This is a genomic window from Acidicapsa dinghuensis (assembly GCF_025685685.1).
Classification (GTDB): Bacteria; Acidobacteriota; Terriglobia; order Terriglobales; family Acidobacteriaceae; genus Acidicapsa; species Acidicapsa dinghuensis.
Genome location: NZ_JAGSYH010000011.1, coordinates 66921 through 87908 on the forward strand (window position 1 = coordinate 66921; position 20988 = coordinate 87908).

The 20988-nt window shown below is 53.7% G+C and carries 10 protein-coding genes; 9 read left to right on the plus strand and 1 reads right to left on the minus strand.

Features of this window, described 5'->3' with window-relative positions; all coding sequences use genetic code 11:
- The first annotated feature begins 54 nt into the window (after window positions 1-54).
- From OHL22_RS23995 to OHL22_RS24025, 7 genes are all read left to right on the plus strand, one after another.
- Complete coding sequence (locus OHL22_RS23995; RefSeq protein WP_263342353.1) at window positions 55-957, plus strand: alpha/beta fold hydrolase; 903 nt, start codon at window positions 55-57, stop codon at window positions 955-957.
- A 1123-nt stretch (window positions 958-2080) separates the two neighbouring features.
- Window positions 2081-2416 (plus strand): hypothetical protein, encoded by a 336-nt coding sequence (locus OHL22_RS24000; RefSeq protein WP_263342354.1) that lies wholly within the window; start codon window positions 2081-2083, stop codon window positions 2414-2416.
- Between the two features lie 197 nt (window positions 2417-2613).
- The gene (locus tag OHL22_RS24005) at window positions 2614-3033 is read left to right on the plus strand and encodes a hypothetical protein (RefSeq protein ID WP_263342355.1); all 420 of its coding nucleotides are present in this window, start codon (window positions 2614-2616) and stop codon (window positions 3031-3033) included.
- Window positions 3034-3848: 815 nt separating this feature from the next.
- Entirely contained in the window at window positions 3849-7358 is a 3510-nt protein-coding gene (locus OHL22_RS24010; protein WP_263342356.1) for a TonB-dependent receptor, read from the plus strand.
- Window positions 7359-7646: 288 nt separating this feature from the next.
- On the plus strand, window positions 7647-8426 hold the full coding sequence (locus OHL22_RS24015) for a tetratricopeptide repeat protein (RefSeq protein ID WP_263342357.1): 780 nt from the start codon (window positions 7647-7649) through the stop codon (window positions 8424-8426).
- Window positions 8427-8541: 115 nt separating this feature from the next.
- Window positions 8542-10200 carry a CRTAC1 family protein gene (locus tag OHL22_RS24020; RefSeq protein ID WP_263342358.1) on the plus strand — a complete coding sequence of 553 codons (1659 nt, stop codon included), beginning with the start codon at window positions 8542-8544 and terminating at the stop codon, window positions 10198-10200.
- Window positions 10201-10763: 563 nt separating this feature from the next.
- Window positions 10764-13730, plus strand: a complete 2967-nt coding sequence (locus OHL22_RS24025) for a protein kinase domain-containing protein (RefSeq protein ID WP_263342359.1) — start codon at window positions 10764-10766, stop codon at window positions 13728-13730.
- On the opposite strand, the gene OHL22_RS24030 is transcribed toward OHL22_RS24025, so the two are convergent.
- The gene (locus OHL22_RS24030) at window positions 13702-14307 is read right to left on the minus strand and encodes an ECF-type sigma factor (RefSeq protein WP_263342360.1); all 606 of its coding nucleotides are present in this window, start codon (window positions 14305-14307) and stop codon (window positions 13702-13704) included. The genes OHL22_RS24025 and OHL22_RS24030 overlap by 29 nt on opposite strands.
- 409 nt (window positions 14308-14716) lie before the next feature.
- On the opposite strand from OHL22_RS24030, the gene OHL22_RS24035 reads away from it, so the two are divergent.
- A complete protein-coding gene (locus tag OHL22_RS24035; RefSeq protein ID WP_263342361.1) occupies window positions 14717-19660 on the plus strand; it encodes a DUF7948 domain-containing protein in 4944 nt (1647 codons plus the stop codon).
- Between the two features lie 237 nt (window positions 19661-19897).
- Window positions 19898-20926 carry a hypothetical protein gene (locus OHL22_RS24040; protein WP_263342362.1) on the plus strand — a complete coding sequence of 343 codons (1029 nt, stop codon included), beginning with the start codon at window positions 19898-19900 and terminating at the stop codon, window positions 20924-20926.
- Window positions 20927-20988 lie beyond the last annotated feature (62 nt).

The following is a 20988-nucleotide window of genomic DNA, read 5'->3' on the forward strand; positions in this document are numbered from 1 at the left end:
CTGCATCCCCGGCACTGAGATGCATAGAACTCGCTAAGACAGAAAGGAATTCGCATGAACCCCGTTTATTCACCGACTGCAAACTTCACTTCTTTGCGCTACGGAACCGAGAAGATTGATGGGCTATCCATCGCGTATCGGGAGGCTGGCGATCCTGCCAATCCCAAGCTTGTACTCTTCCATGGATGGCCTTCTTCTTCTCATCAATACCGTAACCTGATCCCGGCATTGGCAGATCGTTTCCATGTTATCTGCCCCGATTATCCTGGCTTTGGAGACAGTGATGCACCCGATCCCGCAGAGTTTTCGTACACCTTTGACAACATCGCGGCGGTGATTGAGAAGTTTCTTGATAGGAGAGGTTTCCACCGATTTGGCGTCTATATGCAGGATTACGGCGGCCCGGTCGGTTTCCGGATCCTTACAAAGTCGCCTGAGAAGCTCGAATGGATCACGATCCAGAACACCAACGCATACGAGATCGGCTTCACAGACGCGTGGGGAGGCCTCCGAAACGCATACTGGCTAGAGCGCAATGAGAAGAACGAGGTCGGTGTGGTGGCGCTTCTTGAGCTTGACGTCGTCAAGGCCGTGTATCTCACCGGTTCGTCGAAGCCCGAATTGATTAGCCCGGACAACTGGAACTTTGACTACCGAATTACTCTCAGTCGTCGGCACGGCCGGCAGATACAGCTGGATCTCTTCTATGACTACCGGACGAACGTCGGCCTTTACCATAAATGGCAGCAGTTCCTTAGAGAACAGAAACCGAAGACGATCATTTTCTGGGGACAAGGCGATATCTTCTTCACGCGCGAGGGCGGCGAGGCGTTTCTGAACGATCTTCCGACTGCAGAACTCCATCGCCTGGATGCTGGCCACTTTGCCGTCGAGGATTGTCTACGTTATATCGCCAGCCACATGTACCGCTTCTATGAGACAAGCGTTCAAATGTAGCACGTGACGCGCCGATTGAAGGTTGGTGCAATTCACAGTGGTTCCATACAGGCGCGAAGCCAGGCCAGGAAGATATGAAAGCGCTCAAAGCTTTTCTGGTGCTATGGTCCAAACCTCTTCAATCCGCCGAGGCTGGCGTTGGTGGCGAAAGCCAGCGCCTATCACCGCTAAACAACCGGATACGCAAGCGAAGTAGCATGTCCCCTATGTAGATTTTCAACTTACTCCTCTTTAGAAAGCACCTGAGCGTCGAACTTTGGTTCTGCACAATAAAGACTTCGCACGAGGTCTTCGATGGGCATACGGTTGTATGCCCTTTCTTGCCACGGTGGTACCAGTAAGAGCTTGGACGCATTCTTTGGCTTAAATAGGATCGTCTCCGAGGATTGCAAGCCCACCTATATTTGGGGTGTGAGTTGTGGTTTAGCGGCCGTCGTTCCGCCAGATGGAATTTAGTCAACTCGAATTTACGCTGAGATCTTCGATTCTCGAGAGACAGTGCCCGATAGCGCCACGCGTCTCGATCATCCTGATCGCTGAAATGTTGAGGTATCAGCCCAATGCACTTGGGGTGATAAGGAATTTTACCCAGAATCAATGAATTTTCCAGTAAAAGAGTGCGTTTCAGCTTCGAGCACTTTGCGGGTGGGCTATCGAAAAAGCAGAAGCAGTTGCGACTCCTCGTCGAACGGACATGCCACCAACACAAGTTGAGTGCTGGGTCCGGGTAGCGAGCAGGTCAAACAGAAGAGAGAGTTGAGAAAAAAACTGGTGTCGGTTGTGGTGTCGGTTTGGTTTAGACTTGCCTGCGGCTACGTGCGATCTCATGCAGTCATTACGATAGTGCAAATCATTGAAAACAAGATAAATATATAGGGAGTGCAGAACATTGCGATTCGGTGCGAGTCGGCTTGAATCGGTTTCCTAAACCGGAGGTCGCGGGTTCAAATCCTGCCGGGGTCACCATAGAATCCATAACTTAGAGTGTCCATAATCTCTCCCGAAAAGACTGGTGTGGGTTTGTTAGCTTGTCAGCAGGACAGGGCCGATATGTCTTTGCGATGAAGCGACCTAGCGCGAGAGCCATGAATGTGTGTTAGCCCTTCTGGAAAGAGGACGAGAGATGTTTGACAATCTGTGGTCGCTCTTCTACTTCGATTTGCCGGTTTTTGTGTCGGTGATAATTGTTGGAGGGCTAACATTTATTGCATGGCTGTCTGTCGTAATTCAAAGACCACTTCGTGTGCCAGGTTCACTCATAGCGCTTACCATCGGTGTTCTGTGCGATGGCACAGCAGTTCTAAATGACGTTCTTGGTGAAAAATTGTTTCCGATGACGGCCTATGGGGGAAGTCTTGAACCCTTCTTTTACAAGTGGCAATTGGTTTCCTTTGCCCTGATTTTTGCTGCTGGCTGGTTCTTAGTCAAAGAAGGAGCGACACGCAATCGAGCGGCGTAGTGGGGAACAATTGGCCAACTAGTAATGCATTGTTCTGAAATCGCATTGTTTATCCTTCTGGGCTTTAACGTAAAAGGAGGCTAGCATGGTAAGCCTACTGGAGCTGCTCAAACCGCCGATGTACGGAAGACGCCGTTTGTTCGTTGTGATTTGCTTCGTTTTTGAGCAACCGATTCCAGAAGTGATTGGATAAAGCGATGGGGTTTGATGGCTTTTATTTTGGAATCCCGATGCTGCTCGTTACCCTCGGTACTTTGGTGGCGGGAGGCATTCCTGTCCTATTTGCATGGTGCAGAATCGTTGGTCAATCGCGTACTGTCAGCGAGCGTGTACTCCCCAAAGCATTGTGCGTTTTGACGGCTTCGATCTGTGTCGACCCATTAGGCTTCTGTGCTTTTGCTTTCATCCCTTATGACGAGAAGGACAGCTTCGCTGCCTTTCTGGTTTGCTCTACCGCGATGACTATTGGATTTCTATTAAGCCTGGCAGCGCCGATCATATCGCGCGAACAAAACGTAGAGCGCTACGCTGTCTTCCTGGGCTCCATCGCATTGGCTGTGGTCAATTTGCTGGGCCTTGTCTGGCTCTTTATCACCAAAAACAACCACTCGTTGTAAGGTTTGTAGGGATATTGAAGCTGACAGCTTTTCCAAATAATCGCTGTGGTGATGGTGGCAGTAATCGCCTCCTGGTTTGCACCGAGTCGTGTTGATCGCAGGGCTGTACTTTGGGGTGGTATCTCGTTGGCTCTTGGGGCGCTTCCGCCGGTTCTTCTTCAACTGGCACTGTAATTCCTGCAACTTTGAGCGTTTTCTAATAGAACCCTGGAAAATCGCTTCGGGGTTGTCCTAGCATTCGGTCGCGTACGCCAGCCTCCCTATGGGCGGCGATCGATTCGCGATGTAACCCTGGGTCCGTGCGCTTGTATTTGCCGGCATCCGGGAAGCTGGTTTGCCCGGGATTCCAAAGTGGCGTTATCTCACCGCCGATACGAGCGGAATCGCGGTCTGAATTCATCGCCGCTGATAAGCACCCATCGAATTCCTCACGAATTGCACCGGCGCCGGAGTCCTGTTTTTGCACTCCGAGTTGTCCGTAAACACCTTCCGGTGTCTTGTTTGGAGTAGGGATTTGCACAAAAACCGACAAATTGATCAATTCGTTGTTGCATTTTGGTTAAATTCGCCATATGCTGTCTCCCAAATTGCTGACCCTCATTCTCACTGTTCTGTAGCAGCAATTCTCTCTATCAGAACTTAGGCTGTCCAGACAAGGCAGTACAGCTAGCGCATCGCTCAGGTTCTTTACCTATGGGCTCGATCACGTTCGTGTAGATTTGCCACGCCTTCATCCTGTGGTGACTCGAGTGCAATTTGTAGGACCAAAGAAGTTGACGTAGTTGCGCAGTTCAAGACTTTTGGAGGACTTTGAGATGAGCAAGAGACAACTCTCGATATTCTGTACCCTGTTGGCTATCCTGACCGTTTTGGCCCCCACGGCATGGAGTCAGGAAGTCACAGCAACGATTGTCGGCAACATCACTGACCAAAGCGGCGCGGCCATCGCCGGGACTACGATCAAAGCAACCTCGGTGGATCGTGGCACCAGTTATAACGCTGTTTCCAACGATGCTGGTCTCTATCGGATTTCGGAACTACCTGCGGGTAGCTACACCCTGACGGTCGAGAAAACCGGATTTGCCAGCGTCTCCCACGACCAGTTCGTTCTTGCAGTCAACCAGGTTGCCCGCATCGACTTTGCGCTCAAGGTCGGGCAGGTAACGGAAACGCTGGAAGTGACCGGTGCGCCACCAGTCCTGGAAAAGGACTCCACGCAGGTCAGCACGGTCATAGACGCGGAGACGAACGATAACCTTCCGCTCGCTTCGCGCAACTACGTGCAACTTACTCTGCTCGCCCCGGGGGCCGTTACGACCGATCCGAGCAGCTTCAATAACGGCAACAATACCGCCGGTTATGGCGGCCGTCCACTGATCAACGGCAACCGCGAGCAGGCGAATAACTTCCTGCTGGACGGCATGGATAACAACCAGGTTTCCGATAACCTGCTGGGTTACACGCCGGCACCCGATGCGATTCAGGAGTTCAACCTGATCACGAACAATGCTCCTGCGGAGTTCGGCAATTTTGAGGGTGGCATCGTCAATGCCACGATCAAGTCGGGGACAAATAAAATCCATGGCGATGTATGGGAGTATTTCCGCAACGATGTCTTGAATGCGAACAGCTGGTCCAATAACCTGACTGACCTGGAGAAGAGCAAGATTCGTTGGAATATGTTCGGCTTCACCGTGGGTGGTCCGATCCTGAGGAACAAGCTCTTCTTCTTCGCCGATTATCAGGGACAGCGATTCGACATACCGAGTTCAGAGGGACAGATAACAGTTGCTACCGCAGCTGAACGCACTGGCGATTACAGCGCTCTTTGCAGTGCGGGTTTTGACGATTCGGGAAACTGCAAAGGGACCGGGCAGTTGTACAACCCCTGCGCATCCTTCAGCGCGCCGTGCACTCCGGGATCTACGCCAGCCTCGCCGCGTAATCCTTTCCCGAATAACCAAATTCCTACTGCGATGATCAGCCCTGTGGCTACGGCGCTGTTCTCTTCCAGTCTCTACCCAACCGCTGCAAACACCAACCTGCAAAACAATGCGATCAACACCTCAGTTTCAGCCGAGAATGTGGATCAGGGCGATTTGAAGATCGACTACATGGTCGACTCGAAGGACAACATTTCCTATCGCTTCACGCGGGCATATCAGAACAATCCCGCGAACAACTCAGTGGCATTGTTGTCCAACAGTTATGCAACTACCCCGATTTACAACACGGTAGGCAACTGGACCAGAACGTTATCGAACAACCTTCTAAATAGCTTTCGCTTTGGCTGGAGCCACATTACGCTCAATTCCGGCAACAGCTGGGCTTCGGGTGTGGGGCAGTTGGGCAACACGCTGGGCATCGGAAATGGGAACCCAGGGAGTTTAGACGGATTACTGGCGCTCAACTTTTCCAACTCCACCCTGAACAACCTGGGTACGACGGAATCAACCCAGAGTTTTGATGACCACGTCTGGCAGGTTGAAGATTCACTGAGCTGGACACATGGACGGCATAGTTTCAAATTCGGTGGCCAATACTGGCGCGAAATCATCAAGACCTTCTATGCCGGTAACAACGGTGAGCTGGGCTTTTTGGATTTCAACGGACAGTTTACCGCCGTCAATTCGGCTTCGGCCGGAACCGGAACGGGCGACGGTGGCGCAGACTTTGTGCTCGGTCTGCCGCAATCGTATGGCCGTGGCGTCAGCACAGGCGCTACATGGCAGCAGTACGAGAACGTGATCGGTATCTACGCCGAAGACACCTGGCGGATCACCGACAACCTGACCCTGAATCTTGGCCTGCGCTATGACACGCATTCACCATGGGTTGAAAGCAACAATCAACAAGCCAATTACAACATCAATACTGGAAATATCGATCTCGCCGGTCAGAATGGAGCCAGCGGCGCGCTTTATAACGGTTTCTATGGCGCTAGGGACTTGCAGCCTCGTGTCGGTTTTGCGTGGACACCGGCAATGCTGCACGAACGCACTGTGGTACGTGGCGCGTTCACCGTTTCCTCCTATCTTGAAGGTACGGGCACAAACCTGCGCCTCACTCTCAACCCGCCATTCACTCCGGCTGAAATCAATGCGACTTACAACAATGTGAACCTGCCGCAAACGGATACAACCGACGGCATCGTAGGTTCAGGAACCAACGCGTCATGCGCCGCACCGGCTTATGCCTGCTATGCCCAGGCATTGCTGAGGGTGTGGGATCCCAACGTACAGCCGGCGATCGCGTATCAATGGAACTTGACCGTTCAGCAGCAAATTGCGAAGGGCACTACATTCCAGGTTGGGTATGTGGGGCAAAAGGGTATACATCTCATGGTGCCGTTTGACTATGGTCAAAGAGTATTGGCTTCCAGTTCGTCCTGCGGCACTCTACCCTCCGATCTGGCGTGTACAACCGACAGCCCTTATTTTGCGAAGAACCTGGGTCTCTATAGTGTGCTAGGCAATCCGGGTCTGACGGACACTAGCGGAAAGGTTCTTCTGACATCAGTAAATAATGGAATCAACGAAGGGGCAACCATCTCCGGCACCAAATCGAACGGGAACATGGAGTACAACTCCCTGCAAGCCATCCTGCAGAAGGAAGCGTCTCACGGGCTTCAGGGACAACTCTCTTATACGTACTCCAAGTGTATGTCTGACAGTACCGGATATTACGGTGCGTGGAATAATGCCTTGAGCGCTTCGGCGTACTGGCAGAATGTCTACGACCAGAGGGCGGAGTGGGCGCCTTGCTACTACGACGCCACTCATGTGCTGTCTGCGTATTCGGTATATCAACTGCCCTTCGGGCAAGGTAAGCAATTCGCCAGCGGCGTCCGCAAGCCGGTCGATGAAATTATCGGTGGCTGGGCAGTGAGCCCGATCGTCTCGTTCCGTACCGGCTGGCCAATGCCGATTTTTGGGGCGTCGGATAACTCCGGTACATTCAGCCGTGGCGCACGGGCAGATTGCGGCGCACTGCCATCCATCGAGAATAGTTTTCTTCCAGGGATTGGCAGGCAGTGGTTTACCAACGACGGCAACTTCACTCAACCGGCAGTTGGTACCTTCGGAGATTGTTCGCCGCAGCTTGCCGGCCTCCGCTCGCCGCGTTACACCGATGTCGATGCTAGTGTGCACAAGGATTTCTCAATTTCGGAACGTTTCCGTGTGCAGTTCCGCACCGACTTCATCAATGCCTTCAACCACGTTCAATACAATGCTCCGAATACATCGATCGGATCAACGATGGGACAGATTACCAGCTCTCAACCCCCAAGAAATATCCAGTTGGCTCTAAAAATCTATTACTGAGAAATCAAACATCGCAAATCGCCGCTGCAAGTGCAGATTGCACCTGTAGCGGCGATTTGTTAATTTGAATCGGAACGCCTTTGAAAAGCAGATTGCGCAGAAATGGGCAGCTACCCGGTCAAATCACTCCTCGTTCTTTTCTCGTTAGTTGCCGCGCTTTCTGGATCTAGTTCCAGCGCTCAGCACGCTAGTTCTGCTTCTGCAACAACTCCTATTTCCCCAGAACAAGCCATCGCCCTGGCCAACCAAGGCCACTGTCGTGAGTCGATTTCCGCCCTCGAGCGGGCTATGACGGCTCAGGTTCCTTCGGAGACGCGAAAGCTCGCGGGCGTAGTTGGAATTCGCTGCTCTCTCGCCATCGACGATCGGGCTGCCACCCTGAATTTCATCCATGCACTCAGCAGGGATTTTGGCCGTGATCCCGATGTGCTGTATGTCATCGTTCATGCATACTCGGACTTATCGACACGCACCGCGCTGGATCTAGGCCGAAGCGCGCCGCAATCCACGGCTGCTCACAAATTAAACGCGGAAGCGCTGGAAGAACAGGGCAAGTGGGAACCGGCAGAGCTTGAATATGAGGAGATACTCAAGAAAGACCCCAATAGCCGTGGTATTCACTTTCTGATTGGCAGGTTGCTGCTCTCGCGGCCCGATGCCGGCTCGGACGCTCCGGCTCGCGCTAAAGAGGAGTTTCTGAAAGAACTTCAGATCGACCCAAGTAATGCGGATGCAGCTTACGTCCTCGGAGTCCTCGCGCAACGTGCTCAAGACTTTGACGAAGCAATTGCTCGTTTTTCGCAAGCAGCAAAACTGAATCAGAATTTTGCAGAAGCTTACCTCGGATGGGGTGCTGCCCTGATCGGCGAGAAGAAGTATGAAGAAGCAATCCCCCCTTTGAAGCACGCTGAGCTTCTTACACCCGGTAATCCCGACATTCACAATGCGCTGGCTACCGCCTTGGTGAGGACCGGAAACAAGGCCGAAGCAGAAAAGGAATTTGCGATTCTCAGGAGTCTCAGTTCTACGGATCACGCGGGCGCACAAGCTGGGAGTCCACCGCAGTAAGATTCTTATCTCCGGTATATTTCGTCTCAGACTCGGGAATATCTGGGTATCGACCGACCAAACGATGAATCGATTTCGCACAGCCAGGCTGACACGGCGCCGTTTTGTGTCACAGATGATTGCAAGTACCCTTTTGCTTTCGGAGCGTCAGCTCTTCGCATTGCCCGACGAAACACGCTTTCCTTTTGTGGTGGTTCCTCCTCAAGCATCGGGCATCAAGTGGATGCATACTGCAGGGAAATCTCCCGAAAAGTATCTTCCCGAAAGCTCAGGACCGGGCTGCGCTTTTCTCGACTACGACAATGATGGCTGGATGGACATTTATCTTGTGAACAGCGGCAAATGCGATTTCTATAAACCCAGTTCGCCCCTTCGCAACGCGCTGTATCGCAATAATCGAGATGGAACCTTCACCGATGTAACCGAAAAAGCGGGCGTTGGCGGTGGTGGATATGGCCAGGGCGTCGCAGTCGGTGATTATGATAACGACGGTCTCCCCGACCTATACGTGACGCAGTACGGTAGATCCATCCTCTACCACAACAATGGTGATGGAACCTTTACCGATGTGACGCAGAAAGCGGGAGTAGCGGCTCCGGGGTGGTCATCGAGCGCGGTATGGTTTGATTACGACAACGATGGATTACTGGATCTCTTTGTCTGCCGGTTTGTCGATTTCAGCAAAGAGCTGAATAAACCCTGCGGCATCCATGAAGACGGCCTGCGGCACTACTGCATTCCTACGGTTTACACGCCCATGCCGAGCTGGCTTTTTCACAACAACGGTGATGGCACGTTTACAGATGTCAGTAAAGAGTCAGGCATCGCCAGTCAATTGGGGAAAGCGTGGGGAGTGGTTGCAACTGACATTAACAACGATGGCTTGATGGATCTCTTCGTCGGCAACGACACGGTTCGAAATTTCCTTTTCCGCAATCGTGGAAAAGGAAAGTTTGATGAGATCGGAGAAATCGCTGGCATAGCTTACAGCGCAGACGGGCGCGCTCGATCTGGAATGGGCGTAGACTCCGCGGATTACGATCAGGATGGCTTCATGGACCTTTTCGTAGCCAACCTCGATCGTCAACAGTACTCGATTTACCACAACAATCACGACGAAACCTTCGACGATAATGGCCGTCAGACCGGCATTGCCGACGCTACCTATCTAATGAGTGGTTGGGGGCTTAAGTTCTTCGACTTCGATAACGATGGCAATCTGGATCTGTTTTTAGCGAACGGAAACCCCGACGATCTGATCGACCGCATCCACTCACAAGTGACGTATGAAGAGCGTCCTCTGCTGTTCCAGGGCACAGGTAAGGGGCTACGCAATATCAGCCAGCAAAGCGGGCCAATCTTCGAGCGGCCGCTTGCGGCGCGCGGATTGGCAATCGGTGACTACAACAACGACGGCGCAATAGATGTTCTGCTGGGAGTGAATGACGGCGCCCCTGTCCTGCTGCGAAACGCGGCCGGCAGTCAGAATCACTGGCTTGGAATCAAGCTTGTCGGGACCAGATCGAATCGTGACGCGGTCGGAGCACGGATCACGTATCAGGCGCAGGACTTAAAACAGAGCCGGATGAAAGTGGGAGGTGGCAGTTATCTTTCGAGCCATGATCCACGCATGGTTCTGGGGATCGGCAAGCGCGCGAAGTTGGACTGGGTTGAAATCAAGTGGCCGCTGCCTGGCGGTAAAACTGAGCGCTTTACGGATCTGCCCATCGACCGTTACATCACGATAGTCGAAGGCCAAGGCAAATGGACGTAAACTCGACCGAAGAGCTTCACGCTGCCGAATTTTGATGGCGATAGAGGGAACGGACTGGAAGATACGAGCGATCAGGCTCATCGTTACGGTGACTCGACGACGAAGTCCCTGAACAGGACTGGCGTGTGAGGAGCCAGGCGAGCCATCTGTGATCGTTATTGCTGGCGGAAAATGGCAGAATTTACGCAAGAACCAATATGCGGTTAGTGTGGCGATGGGTCCGACAAACCTGGTTCTCATGGCAAACGGTGATGGCCGAGATAGCAGCCGCCGTGCGACGCCGCCACTTCGTACCGGTACTAAGTTCCCATCAGGGCATTTTTTCGGAGATGCAAGATGGCGAAGCGACAACCGAGATCATGTGTGACGCCAAGAGAATCCGGCGATTCCTCTCCGGACTGTTCTGCTGCGTGTTATTGCCGGCAGCTGTCTGTGGCGGCCAACAACACCCTCTTGTGCCCATCAGTGGACCGGATTCGCCGCGGGGTTGCCTGTTTCCATTTCAGGACAGTCGAGGGAGACTATGGCTGGCCGGCTGCGAGACCGGACGGGAGGGAGTGTACTTGTTTGATGGCTCGCGGTTTCTGTCTCCCGAGGGCGATGCTGGTGGAGGAACCGTTTCGGGGATGGTCGAGGACACGCTTGGAGGGATATGGCTCGCGTCGTCCCGTGGATTATTTCGGATCAGCCAGGGGAAAATTGCCAAGATCTTTGACGGGGTAGCTGGATCTGGCATTACAAATGTAGCGCCAGATGTGTTTCTGTTGGCGATGAAACGCGAGGACGGAACATCGCAAAGCGGAATTGATGCAGTACGGGTGAGCAGATCGGGTGAGGGATGGCGTCTTGACAATGTGCTTACAAGCATTGGAGATGTAAAGTTTCAGTCCGATGCGTCAGGGAATGTTCTCTTTGGTTGCGACGATGGCTATTGCGAGCTTCCGGCTTCGGCCATCATTCGATGGAGGCAGGGCCAACAACTCGCTGTACGGAGTCATCGACTGGGGACAGGGCAACAATACATGCGCCGTGCGGCTGCGGTTTTGCGCGACCGGTATGGTTGTGTCTGGCTCCGAGACAACACAACCGTCATCTATCAATGCCGCACGGATGGTCCGGTGTCCCGGCTTGATTCTACGGCGATCGGCAATGGTATTCCCTTACTTTATGAGCTGAAGGACGGATCGATCCTGATCCCGAGCTTTGCCAAGATCGCTATTGGGCGTCCCGACAGAATGGAGACAGTGCCAATCACCACACATGGCGCGGTGATTCCTCTACGGGACGGCGGGGTGTTGGCCGTTGCCCTGAATGACCTTGTTTATCTACCAAGACGCCTTGGAGTTGAGTATTGGGCTGATTCGGATGGGCTCGGTGGTAACACGTGGTCTGTATTTCGTCAGGGATCAAAAATGTATGCTTTCGCCGACGAAACTGCCTATGTGCTTGATGATGATCGAAATCGTTGGCGGCTAGTAAAGGGCTCTGTTGAGAGCATGGCTCCGGGCAACGACCGGTCAATTTTTATTGCCAGCGAGGGTGCTCTGCAAGAGATCACACCCGGTGGGCAAGTTGTGAAGCGTTCCAGGCCTGCTGGGTTGAGTAAGGTGTTTCACCTTAGAGACAACACTGTCTGGGCTTCAGGGGACACTACCTACAAGATAGGGACCAGCGGACGAGAACTTGAATTGCTGGAACCGGCTGGCAATCTCACGGATATCGTGCGAATGGAAGCGGGACCTGACGGAAGTATTTGGGCCTGCGGTCCCAGTGGCTTGCTCCAGCTGGATCGTGGAAGATGGAACTTCGTCCTATCTGAAATTGCAAACCTCGGTTGTTCATCGCTGGCGGTCGGCGTGGATGGAAAGGTATGGTATACGTCGAATTCGAGAGGACGGGCCTACCTTGTTGAGCGGGCCTCGAGTGGAAAATTCGTTGCACGGGCTCTTCCTCAAGGAAATGCCGAGAGCGTAACTCACTTCAACTTTATTGCTGTTGATCGGAAGGGGTGGGTATGGCTTGGCAGCGCTGAGGCGCTCTATGTTGCTACCCCGCAACAGGCCCGCGAAGGCAATTGGTTGAGACTCGGACGGACCGACGGCTTGCCGACGCTTGATACGAATGCGAATTCGTTCTTTGAGGATCGTGATGGCTCTATCTGGTACGGCGCCGACAATGACATCATTCATCTCACTGCACCGGACGATCTTGTGCACCCTGCATTCGCTCCTGCGGTTTTCATCACCGGGTTCACTTTCGACGGAAGTGGCCTGCATTTCGATTCGATTGAAAATAAGGTTCGCGGTGGTCATGTTATCGCCGCGCATTTCGGCTCTCTGCAGTTCGATCGCCGCAATGCACTCCATTTCCGCTACCGGCTTTTACCTCAACAGAGCGAGTGGACGGAGACAACGAGTTTCGATCCTTCACTGGGTAAACTGCCCTTGGGACGTCATACCTTGCAGGTGCAGGCGCAGTTGGCCGATGGTCCCTGGTCTCCGGTAGTGGAGCAATCTCTAACTGTGGAGTGGCCGGTCTGGCTTTCCTGGCCGGTGCTGCTGCTCTATGGCGCAGGTGGAACTGGAATCGGACTGGGCGCTGCTCAATGGAGGAAGCACCAGCGATTCCAGCGCGAACTTACACTTCCAGACCTTTCAGCGTGGCGAATGAACGCTCTCTCTCCGGAAACAGAACATCTGACTGGAACCTGTCTGGATGGCCGTTATGAGATTGGCCACATTCTGTCCGTAGGAGGATTCGCAACTGTTGCCAGGGCGCGCGATTTGCAACGCAACGGCGCGCTTTGCGCGGTGAAGATATTCCGCTATGAATTCGGGGACAGGGCCTGGATCCGTCATCGCTTCGAACAAGAAATATCGGCACTGGAGCAGTTGTCGCACCCGAACATCGTACGGATCACCGGACATGGTGCGATCGATACCGGCGCACCTTACCTGGTGATGGAATTCATTCAAGGCCGCAGCCTGCGTGAGCAACTACAAGAGGGGGCGATACCGCCGCATCAGATCGGCGTATTCCTGCGCCAAATCGCAGGAGCGCTTGAGTCGTTGCATCGAAAGGCGATCTACCATCGAGATTTAAAACCGGAGAATCTGATGATCCGTTCGGATGCAGACGGACGGCCAGAGATCGTTTTGATTGACTTTTCAATCGCCATCGTCAAGTCCCCGAATCAGACGTTTCATGGCATCTCCCGTGTTGCGGGAACGCTTGACTATATGGCTCCGGAGCAAGTGATCGGCTACGCGGACGCCTCGACGGATATCTACAGCCTCGCGAAGGTCATACTGGAAATGCTCACCGGCTTGCGCTGGACAGAATTATTTCCTGATGCGACCCTTGATCTTCCCGACCGGATTGCCGGCTATTTCTCGAAGAATTCAGATATCTTCTGCGCAGATTCTATCGAGCAAATCGTATCGGCGATTGCCTTCGACCCGGCAAAGAGGCCAAAGGATGTCTGGGCGTTTGCCAGACCAATCATCCGAGATATGGAACAGCTACCCTGACCTGCCGCCGTTTGGAAAGCAGCCGCGTTGCCAGCCAAGTCTTGCCTTTATGCCACCGGTGCCTCACCTGACGAAGAGAGAGTCCTGTCTCAGCCGCGATCTCCTGCAGATCAAAGCCAGCTATGTAATGCAGGTGAACTACAAGCGCTACTCCTGGATCGACTTCCTTCAGCTTTTCCATCAGCATTCCGATGGCCAGAACTTGCTCGGCGTCCGGCGCTGAAGATCGCAATTCTGTTGCTGCTTCCTCAACACAAATATGTTCAGCGCCCTTGCCGCGAATACCGGAGAGCCGTTTACGCGCCGCATCGGTGAGCACGTTCCTCATGGCCCGGTTCGCAATCCCAAAAAAGTGTTCCCGGTTTTCGACTTTCCATCCGCCCCGATGAAGACGCGTGAGCCACGTTTCTCCAATCAATTCGGTAGGAGTAAAAGACGGATATTGCTCCTTTGCCAGTCTTCGGGCCGCGATCTGCCTCAGCCGGGGAAACATCTCGCGCAACATGGAATCACCCACATCTCTGTGTCCGTTGGAAAAAAGGCGTAGCTGCCGAGTTAATGAGTAGGCTGTCTGCATAGCGATCACTTTACCTAGAACTCGTGCTTCAACTCAATTCAATTCGGAAAGTACTTTCGAATTCTTTGGTAACTCGCTGTGCGATTGAGGATTCGGAAAAATTTGTAACAAAATTGTAACCGCTCGAAAATCGATTTCCGCAAAAGCCTTCGAAAGATAGTTTGGCGCTAAAGAGAAGCTTTCGCGCTACCGGAAGTGTGGGGCCATTCTCTCTGGCTTGACAGCCAACCCCCTCGAAACTCAACCAGAAACTATCCGCTACGGAGGCTTTGTGCGTGTTCCACATCTTCGGGCATTATTTTCGAGCAACTGCGTTTTCTGTTCTCATGTTCATCCGCTTAAGGCGCGTGGTTTTGCAAGCCGTGCAATCTGGACGGTAATAACTCTGTTGCTGCTGTCGAGTATGCATTTGAGCGGACAGACAAAACCAGCTAGTCCTTCCATCGCCAAGAACTACGGCAAGCTTCCGCTCAGCTTCGAAGTTAACCAGGGCCAGGCCGATCCACAGGTGCGTTTTCTTTCCCGAGGCAACGGCTACTCGCTCTTTCTTACAGACAAAGAAGCAGTGTTGACTTTGCGGAAAACGGAAATGGCTCATTCCGCAGCTTCGCTTAATCCTGCGCATGCAGACGCGGACGAGGGAAGCGATGCGAGTTTCCGAAGCGACGTGGTGCGAATGCAACTGGCGGGGGCTCGTTCCCGTATACGCGTTGCGGGCGCGGATAAGCTGCCAGGAACGGCTAACTACTTCATCGGCAATGATCCCGCGCAGTGGCATAGTGACGTGCCCACTTTCGGCAAGGTCGAGTACGAAGGCGTGTATCCCGGCGTGGACCTCGTCTACTACGGCAACCAGCAGCAGTTGGAATACGACTTTGTTGTCGCGCCCAATGCGGATGTGAAGACGATACGGTTGCGTTTTGCAGGAGCGAAGAGGCTAATGCTGGACGCGAACGGTGATCTTGAGATCATCGCAGCGAATGGCCAGATAACGTTTCGCAAACCGATTGCATATCAGCAAAAAGATGAAGCACGGCTGCCCGTCAACGGCCACTTCACGTTGCTGGCAGACGGGGCAGTCGGATTTGCGGTTGGTACATATGACAGATCGAAACCACTGGTGATTGATCCGACCTTGTCTTACTCCACTTATCTTGGCGGCAGCAATGGAGCGAGTTACGGCACGGCTATCGCTGTCGACAGCAGCGGCAATGCTTATGTCACAGGAGTGGTATACGCGACCAATTTCCCTGCGACAAGCGGCAGCTATCAGACCTCGAACAATGAGAGCGCATCTACATTCGACGCATTCGTCGCCAAGCTGAATCCAACCGGCACAGCGCTGGTCTATGCGACGTATCTGGGCGGCAGCGGAAATACTAGCGTTGCCGGCACGTTGAATCACGGGGACTATCCTACGGGGATTCGAGTCGATGGCAGCGGTGAGGCATACGTTGCCGGCATTGCGTACTCGGTCGATTTTCCCGTGACCAGCACAGCCTTTCAGAAGACCAATGAAGGCGGCGCAAATGGCGTCTCAAATGGATTTGTGACCAAGATTAATGCTGCTGGATCTGGGCTGGTTTATTCCACCTACCTCGGGGGAAGCGGCATCACCGGATATGCCGGCAAGGCATCGTTGAATATACCAGGCCCTGGAGGCGACGGTTGCGCTTCTATTGCCATCGATGCATCCGGGGACGCTTATGTAACGGGAACGGCGTATTCGACGAACTTTCCTGTGACTGGCAGCGCTTATCAGGCCACGAATAAGAGTGCATCGACAGGGCATCCCAACGCGTTTGTCGCAGAGGTTAATCCGCAGGGAACTGCTCTGGACTACGCGACCTACCTGGGAGGAAGCACAGGAGATGGCGGATCGGGCATCGCCGTGGATTCAGGTGGAGATGTTTATGTTGACGGGGCTACATATTCCACGGATTTCCCTATTGTTGGTGCGTTGCAAGGCACCAACAAAACTTTGGCGGATGTTGGCTCGAACGGATTCGTCACGAAACTGAACTCGACTCTGTCATCCCTGGTGTATTCAACCTATCTGGGTGGTTCGGGTAATGCGAACGGTCCGAGCGGCAATAACAACGGCGATGCGGCCCTTGGTATCGCGCTGGATTCAGCGAATAACGCCTATGTCTACGGGTTGACTTCGTCTCAGGATTTCCCGGTTACAGCAGGCGTACTTCAATCCTCGAACAAAGCCTTTGCATCGGGTGCCCCAAACTACTTCATCGCGAAGGTCAATCCATCAGGATCGGATTTGGTTTATGCCACATACCTGGGTGGAAGTCAGCCGAGCCTCAGTCCAGGATCGAACGGTCTGGCTGTGGATTCCAGCGGCGACGCGTATATCACAGGGTACGTATTGGCTACCGACTTTCCCGTCTCATCCAACGCCTATCAGACGTCTCCCGCGTGCGCACTCGCCACCTCGGGATCTGTGACCGAGTACACCAGTCCGGTGCTTTCAGAAATCAACAGCAGCGGCACTGCGCTTCTTTACTCGACCTATTTTGGCGGAACAGGCGGTCCCGTGAGTGTGGTCGAAGGGACGAGTTTTAGAACCTGCGACTACGGGTACGGCATATCCGTCGATTCTCAAGGTAACGCATATCTGACCGGGAGCGCGGTCTCGTCAAACTTTCCGACAACTTCCGGCGCATTTCAAACCACTAATCCTGCGAATGGCAGCGCGTTCATCTCCAAATTTCTGATCGGTACGAGTAGTTCCAAAACCTCTACCACGACAACGCTTGTCTCGAGCGGAAGCCCGGCGGCGGCGGGCACTGACGTAACGTTTACTGCAACGGTGACGCCCGGCAGTGGCACCGGAACACCCACCGGAATGGTGGCGTTCAGCGTTGATGGTGGGGCCGCTACATCGGAAACACTGAGCGGCGGAAAAGCTACCTATTCCACGAGCACGCTTGCTGTCGGGAGCCACACAATCATGGCAAGCTATTCAGGCGACTCAAGCTACACAGCAAGCAGAGCATCGATCAGCGAGAGTATAACTGGCGCGAGTTCAGGACCTGACACCATTTCGATTGTCTCGGGGTCTGGACAAAGCGCGACGGTGGGAACAGCGTTTGCAGCGCCTCTCGTAGTGGTGGTGAAGGACGGCAGTGGAAACCCGGCGAGCGGCGTGAGCGTTTCTTTCATTGGCATCGGCATCACTTTTTCGAGCGCTTCGGTGACAACTGGCGCAAACGGCACTGCGGAGACAACAGCGACACCCACCGCATCTGGAACTTTCACCGTAACGGCCAACATCGGCGGCGTTAACAATTTTGTGAAGTTTATGCTTACGGGCGTTGGATCGGGGACAACTCAACCTTCAGGGATCATCACGACGGTGGCTGGAACCGGGACCGCGGGCTTTACTGGTGACAGCGGACAGGCAACCGGAGCGGAACTGAATACACCATGGCGCGTGACTAAGGATATTGCGGGCAATCTGTATATTGCGGATACCTTCAATTCCCGCATTCGCAAGGTAAATGCGGCGACCGGGGTGATTACCACAGTGGCGGGCAATGGGATTCCGGGCTACAGTGGCGACGGCGGTCCGGCAACCAGCGCGGAACTCGACTATCCCTACGGTATCGGTGTGGATAGTGCTGGAGATCTTTACATCGCAGATACGAGCAATCATCGTATCCGCAAAGTAAATGCAGCCACCGGCACCATCACGACTGTAGCCGGAGACGGAACCGCCGGGAACAGTGGGGATGGCGGTCCGGCTACCAGTGGTGAAATGACGTATCCGTATGGCATTGCCATCGATGCGTCGGGCAATATTTATACGTCAGATTGGATCTCTGGTGTGATCCGCAAGGTAACCGCATCCACAGGGGTCATCTCTACGGTGGCAGGCAATGGAGGCGCAGGTTATGCAGGCGATGGCGGTCCGGCTACCAGCGCTACGCTCTACTACCCCGTAGACGTGGCTGTCGACGGCGGGGGAAATGTCTATATTGCGGATACCGATAATTACGTCGTTCGCAAGGTGAGCGCGGCTACGGGCATCATCACCACGGTCGCAGGTAAACATACTTATGGCTACAGCGGGGATGGCGGTTCAGCGACCAGCTCCGAGCTCGGTTTCCCGGAAGGCGTGTCTCTGGACAGTGCGGGCAACCTTTATATCGCAGATGTTGCCGCCAACGTGGTGCGCGAGGTGACTGCAACGACGGGAGTGATCAACACTGTTGCAGGTAGCGGATCACCTGGATACAGCGGGGATAGCGGCCCGGCGACCAGTGCGACACTTAACACGCCGGAAGGGGTTGTGGCCAACCCCGCAGGAGGGGGATTCCTTATCGCCGATGCGATCAATAACCGGATTCGCGCGGTGCAGTACCAGGTTGCGTCCCCGGCGTTTAGCCCGGCGGCGGGAACATATACTTCGGTCCAATCCGTCACCATCACCGATACGACAGCGGGCGCGACTATCTACTTCACGACAAATGGAACGACACCTACCGCGGCTTCGACCAAGTACACAGGAGCCATCACTGTGGGCAGCACTGAGACCATCGAAGCTATAGCCGTGGCCAGCGGTTACGCCAATAGCGCCGTGGCCAGCGCGGTGTACACGATCAACCTTCCTCCGTCAGCGGCAGCGATGCCCACTTTTTCGCCTGCTGCTGGAACCTACACCTCCGCTCAGTCGGTGACGATCGCAGATTCCACTTCAGGCGCAGTTATTTACTACACCACTAATGGGAGTACGCCGACAACAAGCTCGACCAAATATTCTGGGGCCATTACCGTCGGTAGTACAGAGACGCTTGAGGCTATCGCGGTTGCACCTGGCTACAGCAACAGCGCAGTAGCAGAGGCTGCTTACACTATCAATCTGCCTTCGCCGACATTCTCCCTGGCTGCTTCGCCAACCAGTACAACCATCAGTTCCGGCCAGTCGGCCAAATTTACGCTAACTGTCACGCCACAGAATGGCTTCAACCAGGTAGTGAACTTTAGCTGCTCTGGCCTTCCTTCAGGCGACTCCTGTTCGTTCTCGCCATCTCAGGTCACTCCAGCGGGCGCCGCGGTCACATCGACCATGACGATTTCTTCCAGTTCAAACGCCGCAAACTCTCGATTACTGCTCTGGGAAAAGGCCGGCGGTGGACTCGCTCTGGCGCTGGTTCTGTGGCCGTTCAACAAACGCAGATCGTGGCATCGCCTGGTATTGGCACTTCTGCTTATCGGGGGATTAACCGTAATCGGATGCGGCGGAACAACCAAACCGCAGAGCTACAGTGTCTCCGTGTCCGCTTCTGGAGGCGGTGTCTCGCAGATGACATCGGTCAGCCTGACGGTTACCAAATAACCCCGGACACTTTCATGTACGGGACGTACGGATTCAGATAACGCCATCGCCGCTGATGCGTTTACTCAAGTGCCCCTTAAGGAGTTGCTCATGCTGAAATGGCCCATTCCACGATTCATCACATTCACGCCGCTCGTCATTTTTAGCTTCTCAGTGGGAACGCAAGCGCAGCACGCTGTTCTCTCGGATATTCCCACGCAAATGCATTCGATTTTGATTGCGAGCGGAGTCCATGCCATGCATGACGGCCTGACCGTGTTGCTGCAACCAGGCACTGTCATGCTCGCGGCGCAAGCTCAACAGCCCAGCATTGTTGAACAGAACAGGGTTGTTTCGCCTAAGGACGCAGTCAACGGCGCGGATTGGCTGCAAGCACAGGGTGTTAAGCAGGGACTGGATCAATTGGATCTCGGCGCAGATTCGAAAGGCAAGCCGATTAAGTTTGAGATATCGAAAGATGGAGCAGGTGTTCAGATTAAACTCACCGGATCTGGACTGGACAATGCTCTTGCCAGCGACAAGGTCGGCGGCGGAATCATGGGAAAGTTTAAGCGGAAGAACAATGACGCTAAAGGCGCAAGTGGCCTGACGATAACTGATTTACTTGGTCCGAAGTTTACGGCATACGATCCGGAAAATAGAAGCAGCATGGAAGAAAAGAGCACGAGCAGCACTCTCGGTAAGTTTGCGAAATTGAATGAACTGGCAGGAGGTGGAAGAGATCATTACCTCAAGGGAACAAATCTTTACCCTTCTGATTTGAGAACGATTGAGCAGAACGCTCCGGTGATCAAACTACTGGCAGAGGGTAAATCTGACGAAGCCAACAAACTCTATAGCTCACTACAAGCAAGTGCGGCAGACACGGACCTCGGCACAAGCGACCCGGCCAAAATTGCGCTCATTCAGAACGTCAATGCCACGATGGATAATCTCACCGCTCAGGAGCAGATAGGCGCCAAGACCATGCATTTCAAAGCTGAGGGTGGGAACGTCGTCTCTCATCTTGACGATCAGCAGACGGCCAACATGGACAAAGTGCTACAAAGCATGAGCTCGGAGCAGCTTTTCGGGACGGGGCAAGTCACGTATACGAAGGATGCCGGCGGCAAAGGTGTGATCGCCATCGACAGCGGCATTTCGTCTCAGGACGTCACAAAGACGGCGGCTCCTCTAAAGATAGCTGTCGATACAGGTGATGCCAAAAAGGTTGAAGCATACCAGAAATATAAAGGTCTCAACGATCTTAACCTTCCGAAGCGGTAGGGCTGTGTTCTTGCCGGCACTAAGCTTTGAGGCCTGAGAGAGGGGCGGTTGTGAGATGCAGA

Excerpts from the sequence above, each read along its gene's own strand:
- OHL22_RS24030 (WP_263342360.1), bottom strand. The coding sequence starts at position 14,307 with ATGCAGACAGCCTACTCATTAACTCGGCAGCTACGCCTTTTTTCCAAC.
- OHL22_RS23995 (WP_263342353.1), top strand. The coding sequence starts at position 55 with ATGAACCCCGTTTATTCACCGACTGCAAACTTCACTTCTTTGCGCTAC.
- OHL22_RS24040 (WP_263342362.1), top strand. The coding sequence starts at position 19,898 with ATGCATGACGGCCTGACCGTGTTGCTGCAACCAGGCACTGTCATGCTC.
- OHL22_RS24020 (WP_263342358.1), top strand. The coding sequence starts at position 8,542 with ATGATTGCAAGTACCCTTTTGCTTTCGGAGCGTCAGCTCTTCGCATTG.
- OHL22_RS24005 (WP_263342355.1), top strand. The coding sequence starts at position 2,614 with ATGGGGTTTGATGGCTTTTATTTTGGAATCCCGATGCTGCTCGTTACC.
- OHL22_RS24015 (WP_263342357.1), top strand. The coding sequence starts at position 7,647 with ATGACGGCTCAGGTTCCTTCGGAGACGCGAAAGCTCGCGGGCGTAGTT.
- OHL22_RS24000 (WP_263342354.1), top strand. The coding sequence starts at position 2,081 with ATGTTTGACAATCTGTGGTCGCTCTTCTACTTCGATTTGCCGGTTTTT.
- OHL22_RS24010 (WP_263342356.1), top strand. The coding sequence starts at position 3,849 with ATGAGCAAGAGACAACTCTCGATATTCTGTACCCTGTTGGCTATCCTG.